18 protein-coding genes are annotated in these 21,911 nt (G+C 70.5%); 12 read left to right on the top strand and 6 right to left on the bottom strand.

Going from position 1 to position 21,911, the window contains the following annotated elements:
- The first annotated feature begins 4 nt into the window (after window positions 1-4).
- Genes asnB through OG975_RS37590 form a run of 5 tightly spaced genes read left to right on the top strand, consistent with a single transcriptional unit; the run spans window position 5 to window position 5,564 of the window.
- A complete protein-coding gene (gene asnB, locus OG975_RS37570) occupies window positions 5-1,789 on the top strand; it encodes an asparagine synthase (glutamine-hydrolyzing) (protein WP_406333918.1) in 1,785 nt (594 codons plus the stop codon).
- Between the two features lie 27 nt (window positions 1,790-1,816).
- Window positions 1,817-2,647, top strand: coding sequence for a hypothetical protein (locus tag OG975_RS37575; protein ID WP_406333919.1), 831 nt, complete (start codon window positions 1,817-1,819; stop codon window positions 2,645-2,647).
- A gap of 10 nt (window positions 2,648-2,657) precedes the next feature.
- Window positions 2,658-3,599, top strand: a complete 942-nt coding sequence (locus OG975_RS37580; RefSeq protein WP_406333920.1) for an aminotransferase class IV — start codon at window positions 2,658-2,660, stop codon at window positions 3,597-3,599.
- Complete coding sequence (locus OG975_RS37585) at window positions 3,587-4,546, top strand: AEC family transporter (protein ID WP_406333922.1); 960 nt, start codon at window positions 3,587-3,589, stop codon at window positions 4,544-4,546. Before OG975_RS37580 ends, OG975_RS37585 begins: the two co-directional genes overlap by 13 nt.
- 55 nt (window positions 4,547-4,601) lie before the next feature.
- Window positions 4,602-5,564 carry a TauD/TfdA dioxygenase family protein gene (locus OG975_RS37590; protein WP_406333923.1) on the top strand — a complete coding sequence of 321 codons (963 nt, stop codon included), beginning with the start codon at window positions 4,602-4,604 and terminating at the stop codon, window positions 5,562-5,564.
- A 12-nt stretch (window positions 5,565-5,576) separates the two neighbouring features.
- On the opposite strand, the gene OG975_RS37595 is transcribed toward OG975_RS37590, so the two are convergent.
- The 6 genes from OG975_RS37595 to OG975_RS37620 all read right to left on the bottom strand — a co-directional run bounded on the left by OG975_RS37595 (window position 5,577) and on the right by OG975_RS37620 (window position 14,072).
- The gene (locus tag OG975_RS37595; RefSeq protein WP_406333924.1) at window positions 5,577-8,378 is read right to left on the bottom strand and encodes a beta-L-arabinofuranosidase domain-containing protein; all 2,802 of its coding nucleotides are present in this window, start codon (window positions 8,376-8,378) and stop codon (window positions 5,577-5,579) included.
- A 51-nt stretch (window positions 8,379-8,429) separates the two neighbouring features.
- On the bottom strand, window positions 8,430-9,875 hold the full coding sequence (locus tag OG975_RS37600; protein WP_406333925.1) for a family 43 glycosylhydrolase: 1,446 nt from the start codon (window positions 9,873-9,875) through the stop codon (window positions 8,430-8,432).
- A 37-nt stretch (window positions 9,876-9,912) separates the two neighbouring features.
- Window positions 9,913-11,397 carry a family 43 glycosylhydrolase gene (locus OG975_RS37605; protein WP_406333926.1) on the bottom strand — a complete coding sequence of 495 codons (1,485 nt, stop codon included), beginning with the start codon at window positions 11,395-11,397 and terminating at the stop codon, window positions 9,913-9,915.
- A gap of 141 nt (window positions 11,398-11,538) precedes the next feature.
- Window positions 11,539-12,261, bottom strand: coding sequence for an FAD:protein FMN transferase (locus OG975_RS37610; protein WP_406333928.1), 723 nt, complete (start codon window positions 12,259-12,261; stop codon window positions 11,539-11,541).
- 1 nt (window position 12,262) lies between these two features.
- Entirely contained in the window at window positions 12,263-12,724 is a 462-nt protein-coding gene (locus OG975_RS37615; protein ID WP_406333929.1) for an FMN-binding protein, read from the bottom strand.
- 10 nt (window positions 12,725-12,734) lie between these two features.
- Window positions 12,735-14,072, bottom strand: a complete 1,338-nt coding sequence (locus OG975_RS37620; RefSeq protein WP_406333930.1) for a ferric reductase-like transmembrane domain-containing protein — start codon at window positions 14,070-14,072, stop codon at window positions 12,735-12,737.
- Window positions 14,073-14,164: 92 nt separating this feature from the next.
- On the opposite strand from OG975_RS37620, the gene OG975_RS37625 reads away from it, so the two are divergent.
- From OG975_RS37625 to OG975_RS37655, 7 genes are all read left to right on the top strand, one after another.
- Window positions 14,165-14,923 (top strand): response regulator transcription factor, encoded by a 759-nt coding sequence (locus OG975_RS37625; protein ID WP_406333932.1) that lies wholly within the window; start codon window positions 14,165-14,167, stop codon window positions 14,921-14,923.
- Window positions 14,920-16,389 carry an ATP-binding protein gene (locus OG975_RS37630; RefSeq protein ID WP_406333934.1) on the top strand — a complete coding sequence of 490 codons (1,470 nt, stop codon included), beginning with the start codon at window positions 14,920-14,922 and terminating at the stop codon, window positions 16,387-16,389. The genes OG975_RS37625 and OG975_RS37630 overlap by 4 nt, the downstream gene beginning before the upstream one ends.
- A 175-nt stretch (window positions 16,390-16,564) precedes the next feature.
- Window positions 16,565-17,746 (top strand): sensor histidine kinase, encoded by a 1,182-nt coding sequence (locus OG975_RS37635; protein WP_406333935.1) that lies wholly within the window; start codon window positions 16,565-16,567, stop codon window positions 17,744-17,746.
- Window positions 17,743-18,444, top strand: a complete 702-nt coding sequence (locus tag OG975_RS37640) for a response regulator (protein ID WP_406333937.1) — start codon at window positions 17,743-17,745, stop codon at window positions 18,442-18,444. The genes OG975_RS37635 and OG975_RS37640 overlap by 4 nt, the downstream gene beginning before the upstream one ends.
- A 150-nt stretch (window positions 18,445-18,594) precedes the next feature.
- On the top strand, window positions 18,595-19,548 hold the full coding sequence (locus OG975_RS37645; RefSeq protein WP_406333938.1) for an ATP-binding cassette domain-containing protein: 954 nt from the start codon (window positions 18,595-18,597) through the stop codon (window positions 19,546-19,548).
- On the top strand, window positions 19,545-21,098 hold the full coding sequence (locus tag OG975_RS37650) for an ABC transporter permease subunit (protein ID WP_406333940.1): 1,554 nt from the start codon (window positions 19,545-19,547) through the stop codon (window positions 21,096-21,098). The genes OG975_RS37645 and OG975_RS37650 overlap by 4 nt, the downstream gene beginning before the upstream one ends.
- Window positions 21,095-21,871 carry an ABC transporter permease gene (locus tag OG975_RS37655; protein ID WP_406333941.1) on the top strand — a complete coding sequence of 259 codons (777 nt, stop codon included), beginning with the start codon at window positions 21,095-21,097 and terminating at the stop codon, window positions 21,869-21,871. The genes OG975_RS37650 and OG975_RS37655 overlap by 4 nt, the downstream gene beginning before the upstream one ends.
- Window positions 21,872-21,911 lie beyond the last annotated feature (40 nt).

Consider the following 21,911-nt stretch of genomic DNA (forward strand, 5'->3'; position numbering starts at 1 on the left):
AGGGATGTGTCGCATCTACGGCAGCTTCGGCGGCGAGCCCGTCGCCCCCGACGTCCTGCACAGGGTCGCCGAAGGCCTGCGTCACGGCGGCCCCGACGCCCAGACCCTGCTGCGGGGTGACGGCTGGGCACTCGGCAACAACCGCCTCGCCGTCCAAGGTGTCACCCACGGCCAACAGCCCTACGTCCTGGGCGACATGACGTGCGTCTTCAACGGCGAGATCTACAACCACCGGGAGCTGCGCGCCGAACTCGCGGCCCACGGTTACGAGTTCCGGGGTGACTGCGACGGCGATGTCCTGCTGCCGCTGTTCGAGCGGTACGGCGACGCGTTCGTCCGGCGTCTGGAGGGGATGTTCGCCCTCGCGATCGTGGACCGGCGCACCACCGAGCCGTGCCTGAAGCTCTTCACCGATCACGCCGGCATGAAGTCCCTCTTCTACTACCTCTCCGCCGACGGACACCGACTCTGCTTCGCCTCCGAGATGGAGGCCCTCAGCCGCTTTCCGGATTTCCCCGCCGCTGTCGACCCCCTCGCCATCGACCGGTACCTGGGCGGGAAGGCCGTCTGGGGGCCGGGCACGGTCCATACCGGCGTACGCACCCTGCTGCCGGGGAGCGCGCTGTGCTTCAAGGGAGATCAACTTTCCCTCACTCAGTGGCAGTTGGGAGCCATGGTCATCGAGGAGGGAGTCCCGGCCGCCGAACTCCTCGACGCCACGCTCCGCGACGAACTGAGCCGCATGCTCGACGCCGACGTGCCGGTCTGCGTCATCACCAGCGGCGGCCTCGACTCCAGCTATCTCACGGCGCTGGCGGCCGCCACCGTGCCCGAGCCGCACTCCTTCAACATCGCCTACCGCGGCGACTGGCCGGACGACGAGCGGCACTACGCCCGTGAGGTCGCCGCGCACTGCGGTACCCGCCACCACCAAGTCCTTGTGGACCCCACCGACTTCCCGGGGCTGATCGACCGGTTCGTCCGCCATCTCGACCAGCCCAACAACGCCCCGCACAGCCTCAGTACCTTCGCGCTGTTCGAGGCCGTCCACGAGGCCGGGTTCAAGGTCGCCCTCACCGGTGACGGCGCCGACGAACTGTTCGGAGGCTATACCCGCTTCGTCAAGGCGGCCCGGGACGACAGCGCGACCTGGCACCGGGCCTACCAGGACACGATGGCGGCGGCCGGCACCGCGACCCTGGCCCGCCTCTACACCCCCGACTACCTCGCCCGACTCCGCGCCGGGAACGGCTACTTCGGGGACGCCAACGGCGACGAACTCGACCGGCGCGTCCGTGGCGGCCGGCACGGGAAGCTGGAGGCGCTCCTGCGCCACGACCAGGAGTCCCGCTTCCCGTACTACATCCTGCGCCGCGTCGACCATCTGAGCATGGCGCACGCCGTGGAGGCGCGGATCCCGTTCCTCCAGCCGTCCGTGATGCGCCTGGCCCACGCCCTGCCACCCGGACTCAAGGTCGTCGGCGAGACGGTCAAGGCGCCGGTCGTCGAGGCCGCCCGCCGCTGGGTTCCCCGGAGCGTCGTCGAGCGGCCCAAGCAGCCGTTCACCCTGCCCGTCGCCGCGATGATCAGGCCGGGCGAGGCACTGTACGACCTGATCGGCGACACCCTGCTGGGACCGCACACCCGCTGTGAGGCCTACATCCGCCGCGACACCGTGCGCGAGCTGTTCCGGCTGCAGACCGAGCGCCCCGACGCCCACGCGGCCGAGGTTCTGTGGTCACTGCTGATCCTCGAAACCTGGTTCGCCGCCAGAAACCTCCGACCGTAAGCCGCCGTACATTCAAGGAGCCCACCCATGCCGGACGCCCAACAGGCCACCGTCACCGTCGAGTCACTCCTCGCGAAGGCGACCAAGGCCGACATCCGTCGCGAGCCGTTCCCGCACATAGTGCTGCACAACCCGCTGAGCCCGGACCTGTACGAGGCCCTCGCCACCACGATGCCGACCGCCGAGTACATCGGCACCCGCATCGGAAAGCCGATCACCTCGAACGAGCGCTACAACTACATGTCCCAGCACATCCTGGACGACGGGGAGATGGCCCCGGTGTGGAAGGACTTCGTCACCCGCAACGCCTCGCCGGAGTTCTACCGTGAGTTCCTCGACCTGTTCCGCGACGACCTGATCGCCGCGCTTCCGGACGCCGAGGCGAAGTGCGGCCCCTTGGGCTCGCTGCGCGTGGGCCGCCGCAACCACGACACGTTCGCGACCCACGACATCCTCATGGACTGCACGGCCGTCATCAACTCGGCGGTCTCCGGCCGCCCTTCGTCGTACCGGGGCCCGCACGTCGACAAGCCGTACAAGCTCTTCGGCGGGCTCTTCTACATGAAGCACCCCGACGACGACGCCACCGGCGGCCACCTGGAGCTCTACAAGTACCGCGAGGGCGCGCACCGGTTCACCACGAGCGCCTCCGAGTACGGGGACAACCGCTTCGACATCGACCCGCGCTATGTCGAGGAGGTCGGCACCATCACCTACGACAGCAATGTCCTGGTGATGTACCCCATCAACCCCCTTGCCCTGCACGGTGTTTCGGTCCGCAGCGTGACCCCGCACGAGCGCCGCTTCGTCGCCCTCGTCGGAGACCTCCAGCATCCGCTCTTCGACCTGGCGCTGTGAGGTGACCACCGTGGGCCCCGACGCGTCCCCGCTCTCCGAGGCGTCCCCGCTCCCCTTCGACCGGCGCACCGGAGAGATCTGGCTCGACGGCTCCCTCGTCCCCTGGGCCGAGGCGCGGCTGCACGTCCTCAGCCACGGACTGCACTACGCGAGTAGCGTCTTCGAGGGCGTACGCGTCTACGGCGGCTCCCCGTTCCTGCTGCGCGAGCACATCGCCCGGCTGCGCTCCTCCGCGCGCATCCTCGACTTCGACCTGGAGTACGACGACGAGATGCTGCATGCCGCGACCCTCGACGTCGTCGCCGCGGCGGGCATCCGCGACGGGTACGTCCGCATGAACGCGTGGCGCGGCTCGGAGGTCATCCAGACCGCGGCGCCGCACACCTCCGTGCACACCTCGGTCGCCGCCTGGGAGATCCCGGTCGGCTACTACGCGGCCGCCGACGCCCTCGACCGGGGCATCGCTCTGCGGACCGCCGAGTACCGCAGGCCCTCGCCACTGTTCGCACCGGTCAAGAGCAAGGCCGCCGGCAACTACATGATCGGCACGGTGAGCAAGAACCAGGCGCTGCGGGCCGGTTACGACGACGCGCTCCTGCTGGACGACGTGGGAATGATCGCCGAGGCCACCGGAGCCCATGTCTTCTTCACCCGGGCGGGCGCCCTGCACACCCCCACCACCCGCTGCACGATCGACGGCATCACCCGCGCCCGGGTTCTCGAACTGGCGCGCGCCGAGGACATCCCCTGCGCGGTGGAGGACCTGAGCCCGGCGTTCGTCCGTGAGGCGGACGGGGCGTTCATCTGCGGTACGGCGTGCGAGCTGCTGCCGGTCGCGCGGATCGACGACCACACGTACGAGCCGCGCGGGAACTCCGTCATCCATCGGTTGATCAGCGGTTACCGTGCCCTCACCGACCACGGGGAGGCCGTACGTCCATGGGGACACTGACCGCGCTGGAGAAACTCGTACCCGTCGTGCTGGCCTTCGGCTGCGGAGTGCTGCTCGCGCGCCGCAAGGTCGTGCCCGCCGACAGCTCGCGTGTCTTCGTCGACTACGCGTTTCTCTTCGCGGTCCCCTGCTACCTCTTCGGCAATATCTACAGCAGCGACCTGGGCGCCCTGTTCGACTGGCGCGCCATCCTCGCCTACGCGACCACGGCCGCCCTCGCGGTGCTCACCATCGGCGTCCTCGCGGGCCTCGGCGGCCAGCGCGATCCGCGCGCCATCGCGCTGCGCATCATGGCCGGCGTTCAGGTGAACACGGCCTATTTCGCCGTACCCGTCTTCATCACGCTCTTCGGGAACGCGGCCCCGATCTTCCCGGTCCTGCTCTTCCAGGTCTGCGTCCTGACCCTCGTCGTCATCTCGATCATGGAGCTGGGGCGGCCGGTGCGCGACGCCGCCCAGGGGGCGGGCCCGCGGTTGCTCCTCCGCGCTGTCGGGGCCTCCCTGGTCACCCCGGTCGTCCTCGCCTGCAACGCGGGCATCCTGCTCAACCTGCTGTCGCTGCACGTCCCGAAACCTCTCCTCGACGGCTTCTCGTTCGTGGGCGACAGCGCGTCGCCCGTCGCGCTGTTCGCCCTCGGCCTGCACCTGGGCGGCAGCGGTCTCTCCGTGCGCGGCACGACCCGGGAGGAGATCGGGCTCATCACCTTCAAGTGCCTGGTCTTTCCGCTGATGACCTGGGCCGTCTGCGCCACCGTCTTCGGCATCGACGGCCGCTGGCTGCAGTACCTCGTGCTCATCGCCGCGATGCCGGCCCCGCAGAACCTGTTCATCTTCGCCCAGCGCTACGACATCGGCGTCGACATGTCGGCAGCGCTCGTCATCAAGAGCTCGGTCGCCGCGCTGCTCCTGCTTCCGCTGTGGATGCAGTGGGCGGTGCACGTCGGCTGAGCCGCGGCCAACTCCTCGCGAGCTTCACAGGAAAGGCGGAACCATGACCTTGTCCATGGCAACGAGCACACCTGCCACCCGCATCGGTGTGCGTCGCATCGCCGGCCGGATAGGCGCCGAGATCACCGGAGCCGACCTGAGCGGTGACCTCGACGACGCCTCGGTGGCCGAGATCCGGCAGGCCCTCCTCACCCATCGCGTCGTCTTCTTCCGAGGCCCGGACATCGGGCACGCCCGGCACATCGCGTTCGGGCGGCGCTTCGGCGAGCTGACCCGGCGCCCCGGCACGAAGCACGGGGTGGCGCCCGACGGCTTCCCCGAAATCCTCACCGTGGACCCGAAGGCGGACGTCGAGCGCTACGGCAGCGACTTCGAGGAGCACTACCGCCGCAAATGGGTCTCCCCGCTCGCAGGCTGGCACAGCGACCTCACCCAGGCCGTCAACCCGCCCGACGCATCGATCCTGCGCGCCGAGACGACCCCCCAGTTCGGCGGCGACACCCAGTGGACGAACACCGTGGCCGCGTACGAGGGCCTGTCCCGGCCCCTGCGCGACCTGCTCGACTCGCTCCAGGCCGAGCACGCCTTCTTCACCGGTGTCCATCTGCGCCACTCCGACGAGCGCGACCGCGAGATCCTGAAGATCTACTGCGAGGATCCGCAGGTCGCCGTGCACCCCGTGGTGCGCGTGCACCCCGAGACGGGCGAGAAGGCCCTCTTCGTGAGCCCGGGCTCCACCACCCGCATCGTCGGATTCTCCGAGCTGGAGAGCCGCCGCCTGCTCGACCTCCTCTTCGAGCAGCTGACCAGCGCCGAGTACACGGTCCGCTTCCGCTGGGAGCCCGGCAGCATTGCCTTCTGGGACAACCGCACCACCTGCCACCTCGCCCCGACGGACTTCGCCCAGCTGGGCGTGGACCGCGTCATGCACCGCGTGACCCTGCTGGGCGAACCCGCCGTCGGCCCGGACGGCTTCACCTCCCGGCTCGTGGCGGGGGAGCCCCTGAGGGCCTGGTGACGCCCCGAACCCTCAGGGCGCGTACGAGGCGTTCCGCGCCGTGTCCACCACCTTCTGGCCGTCGCTCGCGCCGAGCAGTCCCGCCGACACCCACGCGTCCACCGTGCCCCGCACCCGCGAGACCAGCGCGCCCTTGCCGCTGAACGGAGCCGTCGCCCAGATCTCGTCGAGCAGGGTGGTGCCGTCCGCCCTGGCCGGATTGGCGACGCCGGAGTCGGTGCCGCCGAAGACCACCCGCGGCTCGGCACGCCGGAAGTAGGCGTGCGTGGGGCCCTCGGTCCCTTCGAAGAAGGGCGCGAACTCCGTGCCGTCGAGCGTGTAGTGGAGCGACTTGCCGGTCACGGGAGTGAGCGTGGGCAGCAGATCGCCGGAGAGCGCCGCGTTGCGGTAGAGCCCGAACGACAGATAGCTCGTGCTCGTGTCACGGGCGACCAGGTTGACCGGTCCGTGGAACAGGGTCTGCACGGACGGGTCGTCGAGGGCCTTCTCCACCCGCAGCCGGAACGGCACCGTGACCCGGACGGTGTCACCGGCTCGCCAGGTCCGCGAGACGGTGAAGTAGCTGCCCGGGACCGGAGTCCCGCTCACCGCACGGCCGTTGACCGTCACCCGGAATCCGGTCGCCCACGACGGCACCCGCAGCCGCAGCTCGAAGGCCGCGCTGCCGCCGCCCATGGTGATCGTGGACCCCTGCTCCCGGGGGTAGTCGGTGGTCTGCGTGACGGTGACGCCCTTCTCGGCCCAGGTCAGCGTGGTCGGGCTGTACAGATTGACGTACAGCGCGCTCCCGTCCGCCGCCTTGGAGTACACCGAGTCCTGGTACTTGGTGGCGCTCTCCATCCCCGTGCCCTCGCAGCAGGTCGTCCCCTGCTTGGGCGTGTAGTCGCGGACATGGCCGGGCGTCAGACCGATGAAGTAGGTGACGAGCGGCTTCTCCGCGTCCGCCTTGTCCTGCTTCGAGCCGAGCACCTGGTTGTACAGCGCCCGCTCGTAGTAGTCCATGTACTTCGGGTCCCGCGTGTGGAAGAAGAGCATCCGGCTGAGCTTGAGCAGGTTGTACGCGCAGCAGGTCTCCGCGTTGGTGGCGCTGATCGTCCCCGCGATCACCCCACGGGCCTTCCAGAACTCGCCGGTGCTGGTGCCGCCGATCCCGTACATCCGCACGGGGACGACCATGTCCCAGAAGTTCCGCGCGGCGCTCAGGTACCGCTGCTCGCCCGTCGCGTCGTACAGCCGCAGCAGCCCGGTGAAGATGGGGATGTGCTGGTTGGCGTGCAGTCCGTCGAGGGTGTCGTCGCCCGCGGCGCAGGCGTCGATGAGCTTGTCGAGGTCGAACAGCCGGGCCAGCGCGAGGTGTTCGGCCTTGCCGGTGAGGGCGTGCAGATCGCAGATCGCCTCGACGATGCCGCCGAACTCGCCGCTGGAGAAGATGCCCCACATCCGTTGCAGGGTGGCGTCGGGCAGCGGGGACAGCCGGGAGTACATCCAGTCGCACATCCCGGACGCGAGGTCGAGCGCCCGCGCGTCGTCGGTGTACAGATACGCGTCCAGCAGCCCGCGCAGGATCTTGTGCGCGGTGTAGTACGGCGCCCACACCTTGGTGTAGTCGCCGCTCGTCATCGACTCCAGCAGGATGAACTGCGTCTCCGGGTACGCCGCGAGGAACCCGGGATGGCTCGGTCCACCCCAGGTACGGCGCAGCGTGGCGTCCAGTCCGCGGCCGGACGCGTCCGCGAAGGTCCCGCCGCCGGTCTCGCCGAAGCCGTACGAGACCAGGTCGCCGCCGCCCGTGGACGCATCGGCGGCCCCGCTGCTCTGCAGCGCCGTGATCTCGGCGGCTGTCAGCGCCCGCGACCAGGCGTTGAACTCGTCGAACGCCCCCGCGAACACCGGGTCCGAGGAGTAGTTCGAGCGGCCGAGCCAGTTGTTCTTCAGGGTGCCCAGGGCCGCCGGGGTGAGGCTCATCGCCGTGTTTTCGGCCACGGCCGTGCCGTTGACGTAGAGGGTGCCGGTGCCGCCCGCGATGGTCACCGCCAGATGGCTCCACACGTTCAACGGCAGCGCGGCGGTGCCGTTGAGGCCCTGCTCGCCGCCGGGCCCGCCGGTCGTGATGGCGAAGCGCGGGACGCCGCTCGCGTTGCGGGCGGCGAGGTAGAGATAGCGGGTGGTGTCGTCGCCGAAGTCGAAGACCCGGGCCCAGCCCGCGTCGTGGGTGGGCTTCACCCAGGCCGACAGAGTGATCGCCGAGGCCCCGCCGAGCACCGCCGCCGGCAGGTCGACGTACTGGTACGAGCCCCGGACGTTCTCCGCGCCCGTCCCGAACCTGCCCGCCACACTCAGCACCGCCGGATCGTGCCGCAGCGCCTCCCGCACCTCGGTCAGCGCACCGACCATGGAGGCGATCCTGTCGGCGTACGCCTGCTCACCCGTGCTGCCGTACGCCTGCGCGAGCATGGTCATGAAGTGGCCGGTGTAGTGCCCGCGAAGGTTGCCATTGGCCTCGCCGTCCAGGCCCTCCCAGCCGCCCGGGGCGACCGCGCCGCGCGTCGAGAGACCGGCGTTGGCGCGGAAGACCTGGAGCAGCCGGTCCACGTCGTAGCCACGCCCGTGGTCCAGCATCAGGGCCCGCTTGGTGGCGAACAGGCCCTGACCGAGCGCCACTTCACTCAGGGGGAACGGGCGGAGGGCCCAGGCGGACGGCGCCGGAAGCGTGGCGGCGGCCGCCCCGCCGGTGGCGGTTAACGCGGCTCCCGGTGCCGCCGCGACGAGGATCGTGCTGCGCAGCAGGGTGCGTCGGGACAGGGGCGGTGTCATGGGCGCGTTCCTCGTCTCGTGGGGGATGGGGCGAGCGGAGGGCGGGGCGAGTCACTCGGCGTAGAACGTGGCGTCGGCCTTGGCGAGCGTCGTGTCGGCGGGCTGCGTGTAGAGCAGGTAGTTGTAGTGCCGCAGATAGCGGCCGGCGCTGCCGTACGACTCGAAGGAGAGGCCCGAGGCCGAGTCGGCGAGGCCCGCCCGCTGGTAGAAACTCGCGTCGCTCCTGAAGGCGGCGGTGCCGTCGTCCTTCTCCACCCAGACCTCGTAGTTCTTCTGGCGGAGGTAGTAGCCGGGGTAGTTGGCCGATTCGAGGGAGACGGTCCCGGTGCCCGCGAGCCCGGTCACCACGCGGAACTGCGAGTCGGCGAGGTTGGTGACGTTCGGCTCGATCTTGGCGCGGTAGTCCCAGTGGCGGATGTAGCGGTCCGGGAAGTTGTACGAGGAGAACCGGACCGGGGAGACGCCGTCGGCGACCGGGATGCCGAAGTTGGGCGTGCCGTCCGCGTTCCAGTAGATCTTCTGCAGGCGGGTACGGCGGTTGGGGTCGTTCAGTGGATCGCCGCTGATGTCCTTGTAGTTGCGGTCGTGGTAGACGAGGACGTCCGACTTGCCGTCCTCGGAGACCGTGAACGAGTTGTGGCCGGGCCCGTACTGCGAGGTCGCGGCGTTGCTCTGGAACACCGGCTGCGAGCCCTTGGTCCAGGAGGCGGCGTTCAGCAGATCCGCGGAGGCGGACGCGGTCAGCATGCCCATGCAGTAGTTGGCGTCGGTGGCGCTGGCCGAATAGGTCAGGAAGACCTTGCCGCCGTGCTGGATCACCGACGGCCCCTCGTTGACCTTGTAGCCGACGGTCTCCCACGACAGCGTGGGCTGGGAGATCTCGACCGGAGTGCCTTGAATCGTCCAGGGGTTGGCCAGCTTGGCGATGAAGAGGCTGGTGTTGTTGTCCTCGGACGGATTGCGCTGCGCCCACGCCAGATAGCGGACGCCGTTCACGGCGAAGGTGGTGGCGTCCAGCGAGAAGGAGGACACCGGGGTGGCGATCTGCCCCTTCTCCGTCCAGGTGCCGGTCAGCGGGTTCGCGGCGTCGCTCTCCAGGACGTACATCCGGATCGCCCACACATCGCTGGTCGACCCGGCGGCGAAGTAGACGTACCACTTGCCGTCGATGAAGTGGATCTCCGGCGCCCAGATGTGCGCGCCCATCACCCCGCTGGCGTGCTTGGTCCAGATCGTGGTCTCGGGGGCGGTGGCGAGGCCCTGGAGGGTGGTGGCCCGGCGCAGCACGATCTTGTCGTACGCGGGCACGGTCGCGGTGAAGTAGTAGTAGCCGTCGGTGTGCTTGAAGATGTGCGGGTCGGCCCGCTGTTCGGCGACCGGGTTGGTGAAGGTCGCCGCGGGGGAGGCCGGGGCGGCGGCGTGGGCGGGGGTGACGGTGGCGGAGAGGGTCAGGGCGGCGAGACCCGTCAGCACCACTCGGCGGCTGGGACGGCTCATGGTCGTACTCCTGTGGGGGTGGCGGTGACGGTGACGGTCAGGCGGTGGTGGGCTGGAGCCGCCACTGCTGGCAGGTGTTGTTCAGCCAGGTCCACTGGCGTACGTCGATGCCGTCGCCCGTCCCGCAGTTGGCGACGTCGGCGACCTTGCCGCTGTTCGCGTTGACGATCCGCACGTAGTCGCCGCCGGTGTAAATGAGCCGGAACTTCTGGCAGTTGTTGTTCAGCCACGACCACTGCCGGATGTCGGCGCCGTCGGCGGTGGAGCAGTCGGCGGTGTCCACGACCTTGCCGGTGGCGACATTCACCAGCCGGCTGGTGTCGTTGCCCTGGTCCTCGATCCGCCACTTCTGGTTGGCCCCGCCGCTGCACGTCCACTGGAAGATGTTGGTGCCGTCCGCGGTGTTGCCGCCCTCGACGTCCAGGCACTTGCCGCTGTTGCGGTTGACGATCGTGTACGCCGTCGGGGTCGTCGCGGTCTCGCCGGACGGGCCCGCGAGGGAGGTGCCGGTCGCCACCGGGGTGCCGAAGTTCGGCGTGCCGTCGGCGTTCCAGGTGAACTTCTGCGCCCGGGTCGTACGGCCGTTTCCGCAGCCGCCGCTCGACGAGCTGTTGGCGTGGTAGACGATCCAGTTCTCGGTGCCGTCCGGCGAGGTGAAGAACCCGTTGTGGCCGGGCCCGTAGACCCCGGCCGCGTCATTGCGCTCGAAGACCGGGGTCTGCTTCTTCGTCCAGGACGCGGCCGACAGCGGGTCGCTGCCGGTCAGTTCGAGCTGGCCGAGCTTGTAGTCCGCGGTCTGGCAGTAGCTGGCGGAGAAGGTGAGGAACGTCCTGCCGTCGTGATACAGCGGCTCGGGCCCCTCGTTGACCGGGGCACCGGAAGTCTCCCAGCTCAGTGTGGGGCTGGAGATGACGGTGAAGGTGGAACTGCTCAGCGTGTACGGGTTGCTCATCGGCGCGATGACCAGGCTCTGCTTGCTGCCGCCGACGGAGCCGCTGCCCACCAGGTACAGCTTGCTGTTGTACTGGAGCACGCTGGCGTCGATCAGCCAGCCGCCCGGGTCCAGATTGGAGCCGGTGAGGCTGTTCTTGTACGTGTACGGGCCCATCGGGTCGGAGCCCGCGCTCTCCAGGACATGTGTGCGCTGGGTGTCGCAGCAGGCGGCTCCGCTCTGCGCGCCCGAGTAGTACAGGTACCAGTGGCCGTTGAAGAAGTGGATCTCCGGCGCCCAGAAGTTCGCGTTGCGGCCGGAGGTGGTGTCCGACCAGATCTGGACGCTGGGGGCGGTGCTGAGCCCGGCGAGCGTCGGCGACTTGCGCATGGTCAGCTCGTTCGTGAACGAGGTCGTCACCAGGTAGTAGTTGCCGTTGTAGTACTCCAGCCAGGGGTCGGCGCCCTTCTGGGACTTGATGGGGTTGGTATACGGCTGCCCGGCGGCCGCGGACGCCGGCTGGCTGACGAACGACGCGAGCAGAGCCAGCAGCGCTGCCCCCAGGACGTACCAATGGCGGGTGCGGAACACGACGAGTCCCCTTTGACGGCCCTAGATTGTTCGAAATCCCGTACGCTGTACGGAGGTTCGACCAGAAGATAGGTTTCCGGCAAGGACACGTCAACGCTTCTGACACGTTTCGCTTCCGGTTGCCCACAGGGCACTTCGGGATCAACTCGCCACAGGGAGCCCCGCCGTGCGGAAGACCCGGCGCTCGGCGTCGACCGCGAACACCTCGCAGCCCTTGCGCGCGGCGGCCCACTCGATGCCTTCCGCGCCCATGGCGAAGGCCGCCGTCGCCGTCGCGTCCGCCTCGGTCAGGGAGGCGGCCACGACGGTGACGCTCAGCAGCCCGGTCGCCGGACGGCCGGTGCGCCCGTCGAGGATGTGGTCGCCCCGCTCGTACCGCGCGGAGGTCGCCACCGCGCCGTCGGTGATCTCCAGCACCGTGCACAGCTGGTCGGCGTGTTCGGGGTGACGTACGCCCACCCGCCAGGGGCCGCCGGCGGCGACCACGTCGCCACCGGCGTTCAGGCAGAACCGCCGTGCCCCCGCGGCCGTCAGCAGGCCGGCGGCCCGCTGCACCGACCAGCCCTTCACCATCGCGCAGGGATCCAGTCCGCGGCCGGGCAGCCGCACCTGAAACGCGCCACCGGTCGCGACCCGGTACTCCTCGCACAGGCCGAGCACGTCGGCCAGATCACGGCTCAGCTCATCGGGTTTCAGCTCGCCCCGGTCCAGCCGGGACACCTCACTGTCCGCACGGAAGGGGCTGAACCGTGCGTCCACCTCGTGCAGCCACGCGAACACCGGGTCCGCGGTCTCGTCGTCGGCGTACTCGTCGTCGATCCGCACCGAGACCGGGAACCCCATGACGTGTTCGACGCGGCGCACCTCAGGAACCCTTCGCGTCGAGGGCGGCCTGGAGCGACTGGACGTATCCCTCGCTGGTGATGGTGGCGCCGGACACCGCGTCGATGTCGGCGCTCTGCGCCTGGAGCGTCTCCTGGATGAGCTTGGGCACGGCCGCCGTGGTCTGCGGGTGGTTCGGCTGCTGGAGCATCCGCACCGAACTGATCTTGCCGCCGTCGAAGGTCACCTCGACCTGCACGACGCCCTTCGAGGTGGTGACGGTGCTGCCCTGGACGACCTGCGAGGCGGCGGACGAGGACGATGAGGACGGCGCGGATGACGAAGACGATGAAGACGACGAAGACGACGAAGAGGTCGCGGACGGGGTCGGGGCGGGCTCGGCCACCTCCGTGGTGGTGGACGTGGTGTCCTGCGACGGTGCGTAGCGCCACAGCGGGATCAGGCCCGCGATGGACAGGACGACGACAGGCAGTGCTCGTTTCACGGTGTCCCTCTCATCCCGCCAGGCTGAAGCGCTCGAAGTGGATCTGCGGCTTGGGCACACCCAGGTCGCGCAGGGTGCGCAGCACCGCACTCGTCATGGCGGGCGGCCCGCACACGAAGACATCCCGTTCGGCGACATCGGGCACGAGCCGGGCGAGTTCGCGCGGCGCCAGCTTGTCCGGCGTGGCCGGTCCGGTGACCAGGTGCAGCTCGGCGCCCTTGGCGTGCGCCAGCTCCCGCAACTCGTCGTAGAGCACCGCGTCCTGGTCCGTGGCCACCCGGTAGATGAGCACCACGTGGTCGTGCAGGTCCTCCAGCAGGGCCCGGATCGGGGTGATGCCGACACCGCCGGCGATCAGCAGGGTCTCGGAGCGGGTCCGGTGCAGGGTGGTGAAGGCGCCGTAGGGGCCCTCGGCGAAGACCCGCGTGCCCACCTTCAGATGCCGCAGGGCCGCGGTGCCGTCGCCGGCCGTCTTCGCGGTCAGCCGCAGCGTCCGGCCGTCCGGCGCGGCCGACAGGGAGAACGGATTGGCCTGCCACCAGCGGTCCTTGGTGAGGAACCGCCACAGGAAGAACTGGCCCGCCCGCGCGGGCAGCCGGTCCAGGTCCCGCCCCGTGATGTAGACCGACACCACGTTGTCCGACTCGGGTACGACGGCCGAGACGCGCAGCTGATGCCGCAGGTTCCGCCACAGCGGCAGCACCAGCCGGCCCACGCAGACCGCGCCGAGCGCGACGCCCCACAGGGTCCACCAGTACGCGGTGGCGGCGGGCGACGTGGTGAAGGTCGTACCGGCCGCGACCTGATGCGTGAACGCCAGCACCACCGCCACGTAGGTGTACAGGTGGACGAAGTGCCATGTCTCGTACGCGAGGCGGCGCCGGGCCCAGCGGGCCGACACCGCGCCGACCACCAGGATCAGCAGCAGCGCGACGATCGCGCGCAGCACGCCCTCGACGGTCTCGGCCAGCTCGACCAGCTCGTCCACGGGCCCCATCGACGACGACTGCGCGTAGCCGAAGGTGATGAACACCGCGTGCGACAGCAGCGTCCACAGCAGCCCGAAGCCGACCCAGCGGTGCCAGGACGTCAGCCGGTCCATGCCGATCCGGTGGTCGAGCCAGGGCAACCGGGCCACCAGCAGCAGCTGGAAGGCCATGAGGAGCGCCGCGTACAGCCCCGCCAGCCGGCCCAGCACGATCAGGGCGTTCGAGGCGAACCCGGCCTGGACGAAGAAGACGGTCACCACACCCGCGTTCGCGACCAGCAGGGCGTACAGGCCTGCGCGGGCCACCACCTTCGGGCGCACCGCCGTGGGAGGCGGCTGGACACGTTCGACAGTGGTCACGGAGGGCAGCTCCTCGTTCGGGTGTGGGGAACACCGAGCCTGCCCGCTCTCAGCTGTCGTTTTCCTGTCGGACGACTTTCAACTCTTTATCGATGTGGATCACGGGCGACCGCAGGTATGGCGTCGGGAGACACGTGAAGCACTATGAGCAGGTGGAAAAAGTGCGCCTTCTGGTCGTGGACGACGACCCTCCCATCGCCGATCTCGTCGCGACGGTCGCCCGTTACGAGGGATGGGAGGCGGTCACCGCGTACTCCGGCGAGGACGCGCTGCGGCGGGCCGCCGACTTCCACCCCGACATCGTGGTGCTCGACCTGATGCTGCCCGGCCTCGACGGATTCGCCGTCCTGGACCGGCTGCGGCAGTCCGGGACCATGGTGCCGGTCGTGTTCCTCACCGCGCGGGACGGCGTCGCCGACCGGGTCGCCGGCCTCACCCGGGGCGGCGACGACTACCTGGTCAAACCGTTCGCGGTGGAGGAGCTCATGGCGCGGCTGCGGACCGTGCTGCGCCGCAGCGCGGGCCCCGGCTTCCAGCGGTCCGTGCTCCGGGTGGCCGACCTGACGATGGACGAGGACACCCACGAGGTCCGGCGCGGCGACCGGCTGCTCACGCTCACCCCCACCGAGTACGAGGTGCTGCGCTACCTCATGCGCAAGTCGCCCACCGTGCTGACCAAGGCGCAGATCCTCGACCATGTCTGGGAGTACGGCTTCGGCGGCCGCTCCAATGTCGTGGAGCTGGTCGTCAGCCGGCTGCGCCGCAAACTCGACGGCCTCGATGACAGCGGTGCACCGCTCATCCACACCGTGCGGGGCGTCGGATACGTGGTGCGGCAGGTCGCCGAGTGACGAGCCGAGCGACCGGGTCCGGGATACGTGGTGCGGCCGGCCGCCTGTGGGGGACCTACCGCCGGACGCGCCTGGGCACCCGGCTGGCCCTCGGCATGGGCGTGCTGTCCCTCGTCGTGTTCGCCGTCGTCGGCACGGCGCTGACGACGTACATGCGCGACTACCTGGACCGCCAGCTCGGCGAGCAGATGAAGCTCGTCCAGGTCACCCAGTCCAAGGACGCCGCGGCCCACGGCACCGTGCAGCGCCGGCCGTACTACGGCTGGTTCACCGCCGTGTACGACGTCTCGGGCGACACGGCCGTGCTCCGCAAGCCCGCCGACGTACCGGCGGACACCGCCGCACTCACGGCCGCCGCCGAGGCGCTGCCGCCCGCGGGCTCCGAACACATCCTGCGCACCGCGAACATCGCGGGTGAGGGCACGTACAAGCTGCGCGCCTGCGAGGTCGAACCCGGGGTGGTGCTGGTCACGGCGGCGCCCGTGGCGGACCTCCAGGGCACCATGCGGCAGCTGATCACGGTCCAGGTCGTCACCTTTGCGCTCGCGCTGCTGGCGCTCGTCGTGGTCGGCCGGGCGGTGCTGCGGCGCGGCCTGAAGCCGTTCAGCGACATGGCGCACACGGCCCGCGGCATCACCTCGCACAACCTGACCGGCTCGGCACGGCTTCCGGTGCGCGCCGGCGGCGGGAAGGGCGGACCGGAGGTCGAGGAGCTGCGCACCGCGTTCAACACCATGCTGGAACACATCGACGACGCCCTCGCCGTCCGCACCGAGGCCGAACAGCGGCTGCGCCGCTTCGTCGCCGACGCCTCGCACGAGCTGCGCACCCCCCTGATGTCGGTACGCGGCTACGCGGACCTCTTCCAGTACGCGGCGGCCAACGCGCCCGGGGAACGCGAGAAGCACCTGGCCCGGCTGCGCGCCGAGGCGGCCAGAATGGGCGTACTCCTCGACGACCTGCTGCTGCTCGCCCGCCTGGACGCCGCCGAGGTGGAGACCCCGCTGCGGCTGGAGGACGCCGACCTCGCGGAGCTGACCCGGGAGGCGGCGGACGCCTTCCGCGCGGGCCACCCCGGGCATCGGCTGACGGCCACGGTCGGCGCCGACCCGGTGCGGCTCCGGCTGGACCCCCTGCGCATCCGGCAGGTGCTGGACAACCTGCTCACCAACGCCGCCGTGCACACCCCGGCCGGCACGAAGGTGTGCGTGGAGGTGTCCGTCTCGTCCGGCACGGCGGTCGTACGGGTCTCCGACTCGGGACCGGGCGTTCCGGCCGCCGACCAGGAACGTGTCTTCGACCGCTTCTACCGCGTCGACAAGGCCCGCAGCCGCGACCGCGGCGGCAGCGGCCTGGGCCTGGCGGTCGTGCGCTCCCTGGTCCGGGCGCACGGCGGCACCGTCGAACTGACCAGCCGACCGGGGTCGACGGCCTTCGCCATCAGGCTGCCCCTAGCAGGCTTCTGATGGATTTCCATGGCGTCGTGGACGGCACCGTCCCTCGCCAGGGGGACGGCGATCTGGCTCCATGGAGGGATGATCCCGAACAACGCCCGCTGCCATAATCGCCCATGTGCACCGTGCGACGGCTTGGCGTGACACGTGGATCGGAACGCGACGGCGGGTGGCGGAACTGCCGCACGTGAACGCTGTGTTCGGGACGCTGCTCGGACTGCTCGCCGTCTCGGAGTCGCTCGCCGAGTTCGTCGCCGCCCGCGGGTCGATTCCGCGTATGTTCGCCGACGCCGGCACGCAGGCCGGGCAGCACGGCAGCGCGGGCCGTGTCCAATTCGCCATGGTGGTCGGCCTGTTGTGCCTGTCCACCGCCTTGCCGCTGGTCTTCCTGCGTCCGCTGACGGCCGGGATCGCCGTCACCGCGGCGAGCGTCGGCTCGCTCGTGATCTTCGGGACGCTGACCCTGGCGGGCCTCACCGCGCAGATCGTCGCCCAGTACCGGCTCGGCCGCGGCGGCGCCCTCCTGCCGGCCGCGCTGCTCACCGCGCCCTTCCTTGTCCTGGCCCTGACGGCGCCCGACGACACCGGCTACCGCGTACGGGTCGTCCTGGTCGCGGTGCTGGCCCCGCTCACCACCCTCGCCGGACTGGCCGGCCGGTCGAACGAACAGAACCGGCGACACAGCGCCATGCGCCGCGCGATGGACGGCACCCAGTGGGAGAACGCGGCACGCGACGAACGCGTACGCATCGTCCGTGAGCTCCACGACGTCGTCGGCCACCACATCTCCATGATCGCCGTGCAGGCCGAGACGGCCCGGATAGCCACCGCGGGCATGCCCGCCGAGGGCGCCGAACGGCTCCTCGGCATCGGGGACACCGCCCGCGCCGCCCTGACCGAGATGCGCCGCCTGCTCGGCGTGCTCCGCGACGACACCGAGTCCGTCGCCGGCGGCGAGCGACGGCCACAGCCCGACCTGCATCAGATCCACGAACTCCTTGACGAGGCCCGCGAGGCGTCCGCGACCTCCGTCCGCCTCATCCTGAGCGGATCCCCGCGCGAACTGGACCCCGGCATCGAACTCGCCGCCTACCGCATCGTCCAGGAGTCCCTCACCAACGCCCGCAAGCACGCCACGGGCGCCGCCGTCGACGTGGAGCTCACCTACACCGACGACGCCCTGCACCTCCGCGTCCGCGACAACGGCCCAGGACCTCCGGTAGGCCAACTCCCCGGCGGACACGGCCTGCTCGGCATGCGGGAACGCGCGTCCGCGGTCGGCGGAGACGTGCACACCGGTTCGGCGTTCGACGGCGGCGGGTTCGTCGTCGAGGCACGCTTCCCCGCCAAGACGGAAGAGACCCTATGAGCAGCCCGTCCTCGCCGATCCGGGTCGTCGTCGCCGACGACCACGTAGTCGTCCGCACCGGGTTCTCCGCGCTGCTCGACAGCCAGCCGGACTTCACCGTCGTGCGCACCGCCTCCTCCGGAGCCGAAGCGGTGCGCGTCTGCCGCGAGGTGTCGCCGGACGTCGTCCTCATGGACATCCGCATGCCCGAGATGGACGGCATCGAGGCCACCAGACAGCTCGTCGGCTCCTCGCCCGAAGGAGCGGACGTACCGCGCGTCCTCATCCTGACGACGTTCGACCTCGATGAGTACGTGTACGACGCGCTGCGCGCCGGAGCGAGCGGCTTCCTGCTCAAGGAGGCCACCGCGGAACGGCTCTTCGACGCCGTGCGCGTCGTCGCCGCCGGGGACGCCCTGCTCGCGCCAGGCATCACCCGACGGCTCATCAGCGAATTCGCCCTGATGCCCGCCAGACCCGACGCCACGCCGCCGCCCGGGATGAAGTCCCTCACCGCACGCGAGACAGAGGTCCTGCTGCTCGTCGCCGAGGGACTCTCCAATCCGGAGATCGCCGCCCGGCTGGTCCTCAGCGAGGAGACGGTGAAGACACATGTCAGCCGCATGCTCGGCAAGTTGGCGCTGCGTGACCGCACCCAGGCCGTCATCGCCGCATACGAAACGGGACTTGTCGTCCCCGGATCGCGCCGGCCCGCGTAGCAGGCCCCGGCACCTCGTCATCCTCAGGTGGGACACCGCCCGTCCCTCCCGTGGGGGACGGGCGGCCCGGGTGGTGGCTCCCGTGAGTGTCATCGGAGTTGGCTCTCCGTCGTGACGACCGGGGCACCCGCTTCTTCCTAACCTGCTCGCATGGAGAAGACGATCGATGAGTCGCAAGCGACGATCGAGGTCAGGAACGTGCGCAAGCGCTTCGGGAGCACCCAGGCGCTGGACGGGATGACGTTCGACGTCAACCCCGGGCAGGTCACCGGCTTCGTCGGTCCGAACGGCGCGGGCAAGTCCACCACCATGCGCGTGATCCTCGGTCTGGACAGGCCCGACGAAGGGGCCGCGCTGGTCGGCGGGCGCCCCTACCGGGATCTGCGCACCCCGCTGACGCACATCGGGGCGCTGCTGGACGCCGCGGCCGTACAGCCGAGCCGTACGGCCCGCCACCATCTGCTGTGGCTGGCCCACTCCCAGGGGCTGAGCGCCGGGCGGGTCGACGAGGTGATCCGGCAGGTCGGCCTTCGGGACGTGGACCGGCGCAAGGCGGGCGGCTTCTCCCTGGGCATGAGACAGCGCCTGGGGATCGCGGCGGCGCTGCTCGGCGACCCGCCGGTGATCATGCTCGACGAGCCCTTCAACGGCCTGGACCCCGAAGGGTTCGGATGGATGCGCGGCTTCCTGGCGTCGCTGGCCGGACAGGGCCGGGCCGTGCTGGTCTCCAGCCATCTGATGAGCGAACTGCAGGACGGCGCGGACCATGTGGTGGTCGTCGGGCGCGGCAGGGTCGTCGCGGACATGAGCGTGCGGGATCTGCTGGCCTCCGTGTCCCGGGGCCGGGTGACCCTGCGGACGTCCGCGCTCGCGCGGGCGATGACGGTCCTGGCACGCGCGGGCGCCACCGTGACCTCCACCGCGTCCGACACGATCGGCGTGACCGGGCTGCCGGCCGAGCACGTGGTGTCGCTGCTCGGCGCGAACGCGGTGCCGTTCTCCGAGATCTCCGAGCACCGCGCCTCGCTGGAGGAGGCCTACATGGAGCTCACCCGGGACGCCGTGCAGTACCGCGGCGTCGTTCCCGAGGAGGCCGGCCGATGACCTCCACGATGATGCCGCCGCGCGCCACGGCACGGCCGGGGCGGGGCGGCTTCGGACGGCAACTGCACGCGGAATGGACGAAGTTCCGTACGGTGCAAGGCTGGGTGTGGAGCGCCGTCGGCGCGCTCCTGACCATCTGCCTGGTGGGCCTGCTCGCCACGGCGGCGAGCAACACGTCCGATCCGGACGGCAGTTCCGCGCTGCCCGTCGGCCCGGGCGGCGAAGCGGTCAACGACAGCTTCACCTTCGTGCACCAGCAGCTCCGGGGCGACGGCACCCTCACCGTCTCCGTGTCGTCGCTGGCCGGCGTGGTAACGACGAGCCCGACCGACAGCAAGGCCGGTCTCGCCCCCTGGGCGAAGGCCGGCATCATCGTGAAGGACGGCCTCGACCAGGGATCGGCCTACGCGGCGATGATGGTCACCGGCGCCCACGGCGTGCGGATGCAGTACGACTACACGCACGACACGGCCGGGACGACCGGCACGGTCTCCCACCGGACGCCGCGCTGGCTGCGGCTGAAGCGCTCCGGCGACACGCTCACCGGCTATGAGTCCTCGGACGGCGCCCATTGGACCGAGGTGGGCCACGCGGACCTCACCGGGCTGTCCGCCACGCCGCAGGTCGGGCTGTTCGTGACCTCCCCGTCGGTCGAGGACGGGACCGGAACCGGAACGGGCTTCGCCCCGGCCGTCGCCACCGGCACCTTCGACCAGGTCCTCCTCGGCGGCGGATGGACCAACGGCTCCTGGCGGACCGGACAGGTGGGCGGCGACGCGGGCACCTCCGGCAGCTACAGCCAGCACACCAAGGGCGGGGCCACCCCCTCCGGCAGCGGCTTCGCGATCACCGGGGCCGGGGACATCGCGCCGGTCGTCGGCGGGCCGGCCGGCAGTGGCGTACGGACCATCGAGAACTTCCTCGTCGGCGCGTTCGCAGGGCTGATCGTCATGGTCGTCGTGGGCGCGGGATACATCACCGTCGAGTACCGGCGGGGCATGATCGGCGTCACCCTGGCGGCGAGTCCGCGCCGGGGCCGCGTCCTGGTGGCGAAGGCCCTGGTGGTGGGCTCCGTCGCCTTCACCATAGGAGTGGCAGCCGCCGCCGTCATGGTCCCCCTCGGCGGACAGCGGTCGGAGTCGAACGGCTTTCCCGTGCTGACGGTGCCGACGGCGACCGAACTGCGCGTCATCGTCGGTACGGGCCTGCTCCTCGCCGTCGCGAGCGTGTTCGCCCTCGCCGTCGGCACCATCCTGCGGCGCAGCGCCGTGGCCATCACCGTGGTCGTCGTCGGCATGGTCCTGCCCTATCTCCTCGCGGCTGCGTCCCTGTTGCCCGACGGGGCCGCGGAGTGGCTGCTGCGGGTCACCCCGGCCGCCGGATTCGCCATCCAGCAGAGCGTCGAGAGATACGACCAGGTCGTCACCGTCTACGCGCCGTCGTCCGGCTACTTCCCGCTGGCCCCGTGGGCGGGCTTCGCCGTCCTGTGCGCCTATGCCGCGGCCGTGTTCGCCGCCGCCATGGTCCTGCTGCGGCGGAGGGACGTATGAAACGCGCCGGACGTGCCGAGTGGACGAAGCTGCGCACGGACGCGAGCAACGGCTGGCTGACGCTCGGCGTCTTCGCGCTGACCGTGGCCGTCGGCGCCGCGGTGGCCATGACGTCCCGGTGCGACGCGACCGGCTGCGGCGCAGACCCGACGCGCCTCAGCCTCACCGGGGTCATGGTCGGACAGGTCGTCGTCGCGATTGTGGCGGTGCTGATGGCCGGCAACGAGTACGGAACGGGCATGATGCTCACCACGCTCACAGCGGTGCCGCGCCGGCTGACGGTCCTCTGCTCGAAGTCCGCCGTGCTCACCGCGGTGACGCTGGTGACCGGCACCATCTCCGTACTCGCCTCCCTGCTGATCGGACGCCTCGTGCAGCCGGGCCGCGGGTTCACGAGAGAACACGGCTTCCGGGCCCTGTCGTTGGCCGACGAACCGACGCTGCGGGCCGCCGTGGGCTCGGTCCTCTACCTCGTGCTGATCGGTCTGCTCGGCCTCGGCGTCGCGCTGGCCGTACGGCACTCGGCGACCGCGATCGGCATCGTGCTCGCCCTGCTGTTCGTCTTCCCGATCCTCGCGCAGCTGGTGGCCGACCCCGACTGGCAGCGCCACCTCCAGCAGATATCACCCCTGACGGCCGGCCTCGCCGTCCAGACGACCGTCGGTGTCGACGACCTTCCCATCGGCCCCTGGCAGGGCCTCGGTGTGGTGGCCCTGTGGGCGGTCGGCGCGCTGGCCGTCGGGGGCCGGCTGCTGTGCGCGCGGGACGCCTGAGCCGGTGACGGAGGAACCGACGGAGGAACCGACGGTGGGA

Origin of the sequence: Streptomyces sp. NBC_00203 (assembly GCF_045206325.1) — a bacterium.
Lineage (GTDB): Bacteria > Actinomycetota > Actinomycetes > Streptomycetales > Streptomycetaceae > Streptomyces > Streptomyces lutosisoli.

Excerpts from the sequence above, each read along its gene's own strand:
- OG975_RS37655 (WP_406333941.1), top strand. The coding sequence starts at position 21,095 with ATGAAACGCGCCGGACGTGCCGAGTGGACGAAGCTGCGCACGGACGCG.
- OG975_RS37585 (WP_406333922.1), top strand. The coding sequence starts at position 3,587 with ATGGGGACACTGACCGCGCTGGAGAAACTCGTACCCGTCGTGCTGGCC.
- OG975_RS37575 (WP_406333919.1), top strand. The coding sequence starts at position 1,817 with ATGCCGGACGCCCAACAGGCCACCGTCACCGTCGAGTCACTCCTCGCG.
- OG975_RS37600 (WP_406333925.1), bottom strand. The coding sequence starts at position 9,875 with ATGAGCCGTCCCAGCCGCCGAGTGGTGCTGACGGGTCTCGCCGCCCTG.
- asnB (WP_406333918.1), top strand. The coding sequence starts at position 5 with ATGTGTCGCATCTACGGCAGCTTCGGCGGCGAGCCCGTCGCCCCCGAC.
- OG975_RS37640 (WP_406333937.1), top strand. The coding sequence starts at position 17,743 with ATGAGCAGCCCGTCCTCGCCGATCCGGGTCGTCGTCGCCGACGACCAC.
- OG975_RS37595 (WP_406333924.1), bottom strand. The coding sequence starts at position 8,378 with ATGACACCGCCCCTGTCCCGACGCACCCTGCTGCGCAGCACGATCCTC.
- OG975_RS37590 (WP_406333923.1), top strand. The coding sequence starts at position 4,602 with ATGGCAACGAGCACACCTGCCACCCGCATCGGTGTGCGTCGCATCGCC.
- OG975_RS37650 (WP_406333940.1), top strand. The coding sequence starts at position 19,545 with ATGACCTCCACGATGATGCCGCCGCGCGCCACGGCACGGCCGGGGCGG.
- OG975_RS37625 (WP_406333932.1), top strand. The coding sequence starts at position 14,165 with ATGTGGATCACGGGCGACCGCAGGTATGGCGTCGGGAGACACGTGAAG.
- OG975_RS37645 (WP_406333938.1), top strand. The coding sequence starts at position 18,595 with ATGGAGAAGACGATCGATGAGTCGCAAGCGACGATCGAGGTCAGGAAC.